Raw genomic sequence first — 2022 nt, 5'->3', positions numbered from 1 at the left:
GCATAGGTCATCGCGGCAACGATGCTGCGCGCCTGATCCGCCGTCCGCACATTGGGGATCATCAGGCTGCGCGCGCCGATGTCCATCGCTTGCTTGATCAAATTGGGATCGTCGGAGGGCAGCCTCACCACCGCCTCACTGTCGAAGCCGCCCATGACCTGCAGCTGGGCCATGATGCTGCGCAAATCGTTGGGGCTGTGTTCGCCATCGATCAGCAGCCAGCCGGCTCCAGAGCCTGCGACAATTTCCGTGGTGAGGGCTGAAGCCAGCGAGCACCAGATGCCGATATGGGCTCGCCCGGCTGTCACGGCAGCCTTCAGCGTATTGGGGCGCTCTTGCATTTTCCGGTCAGTCTCCGATGTGCGAAAGGGATGTTGAAATTTGTATGATGTCCTATATCATACGGCAATAATTTGCTGCAAGTGCTGTGCATGCCGACCTTGGTGCAGGGTTTGAGGCCGACCACTCGTCCCTCGTCCAGGCACTGGAGATCCTCAGCGCCCATGAACTGTCAAAAGAAAAGGAGTGAACCGATGCGCGGAACCGGCAAGGCCGACATCTTCGTGATGCTGGCCCATCCCGTGGCACACGCCAAGAGCCCCGGCATATTCAACGAGATCTTCGAGCAAAAGAGCCTCGACAGCCTCATGGTGCCATTGAGCTGCCGCCCGGAGGATTTCGAAACCTTTTGGGCCGGCATCACGGCGGCCGAGAACATCCGCGGTGTCATCATCTCGGTGCCGTACAAGGTCGCGGTCTATCACAAATGCACCGCCGCTCACGACCGCGCCGCGCGGGTGCAAAGCGCCAATTCCGTGCGCCGGCTGCCCGATGGCAGCTGGTACGCCGACAATTTCGACGGCGTGGGCTTCATCGATGGCCTCAACGCAGGCGGACATGAGATTGCCGGCCGCCGCATTCTCCAGGTCGGAGCCGGTGGCGCCGGCGCGTCCCTGGCCTATTGTCTCGCCGAAGCCGGCGCGGAAGAGATCCGCCTTGCGGACATCGATACCGGCCGCGCCGAAAAACTGGCGGCGCTGGTTGCGCTGGTCTTCCCGAAATGCCGCATCCATGTCGGCGAGGCAGATCCTTCCGGCATGCATATGGCCATCAACGCCACACCGGTCGGCATGCATGCCGGCGACCCGCTGCCGCTGGACGTGAGCCGGCTGACCCCGGACATGACGGTCGTGGATATCATCATGGAGCCCGCCGAGACCGCCCTGCTAAAGGCGGCAAAAGAGATTGGCTGCCGCATTCAGCCGGGGCGCCCGATGATGGATTTCCAGGTCCGGGCCATGTCCGAATTCTTCGACATCGAGCGCAAGGGCCGCGGCAATGGCTGAGACATTGACGGCCGTCGTCATCGGCGGCACTTCCGGCATCGGACGCGCGATAGCGCTGCGCTTTGCCGAGGATGGCTACCATGTGGTCGTCGCCGGCAGGGATGCGGCACGGGGCAATGAGGCGGTTGGCGCCTGCAAGGCGGCGGGCGCACCGCGCGCGCTATTTGTCCAAACCGATGTTGCCGAATCCGGCTCGGTGGAAGCGCTGGCGCAGGCCGTCAGCGCTGCGTTCGGCACACCTCAAATCGTCGTCAATTGCGCCGGCATCCTGCAGAGCGGCAAGCACGTCCTCGACCAGGATCTGGACGAGGACGAGAGGATGTGGCGGGTGAATTATCGCGGCACCCTGCGGGGTTGCCAGGTGTTCGGCCGGCTGATGTCGGCTGCCGGGCGAGGCGCGATCCTGAATGTCGGCTCGCTCGCCTCTTTCGCGCCGCTGTCCCTGCCCGCCTACACGCCCGGAAAGCATGCCGTTCTGGCCTTGACCCAGATCCTGGCCGCCGAACTCGGTCCGCATGGTGTGCGCGTCAATGCGGTGGCACCCGGCTACACGCTTTCGGACGGTCTGAAAGCCAGGATCGCCAAGGGAGAGCGCAACCCCGAAGCCATCCAGGCAACCACCGCGCTGCGCCGCTTCGTCGAGCCGCGCGACGTTGCCGAGGCCGCACTGTTCCTC

General features: G+C 63.9%; 3 protein-coding genes. 2 read left to right on the top strand and 1 reads right to left on the bottom strand.

Going from position 1 to position 2022, the window contains the following annotated elements:
- Positions 1–341: aldolase/citrate lyase family protein (locus EN993_RS35220; protein ID WP_245469065.1), on the bottom strand; the 341-nt coding region annotated here is incomplete at its 3' end.
- A 192-nt stretch (positions 342–533) separates the two neighbouring features.
- On the opposite strand from EN993_RS35220, the gene EN993_RS35215 reads away from it, so the two are divergent.
- Positions 534–1346, top strand: coding sequence for a shikimate dehydrogenase (locus EN993_RS35215; protein ID WP_109660183.1), 813 nt, complete (start codon positions 534–536; stop codon positions 1344–1346).
- Positions 1339–2022: SDR family oxidoreductase (locus tag EN993_RS35210; protein WP_164758039.1), on the top strand; the 684-nt coding region annotated here is incomplete at its 3' end. The genes EN993_RS35215 and EN993_RS35210, both read left to right, overlap by 8 nt.

It is taken from the genome of Mesorhizobium sp. M7D.F.Ca.US.004.01.2.1, from assembly GCF_003997785.1.
Classification (GTDB): Bacteria; Pseudomonadota; Alphaproteobacteria; order Rhizobiales; family Rhizobiaceae; genus Mesorhizobium; species Mesorhizobium loti.
The sequence above is the reverse complement of the archived record's forward strand: the minus strand, read 5'-3'. Positions and strand labels throughout refer to the sequence as shown.

Excerpts from the sequence above, each read along its gene's own strand:
- EN993_RS35215 (WP_109660183.1), top strand. The coding sequence starts at position 534 with ATGCGCGGAACCGGCAAGGCCGACATCTTCGTGATGCTGGCCCATCCC.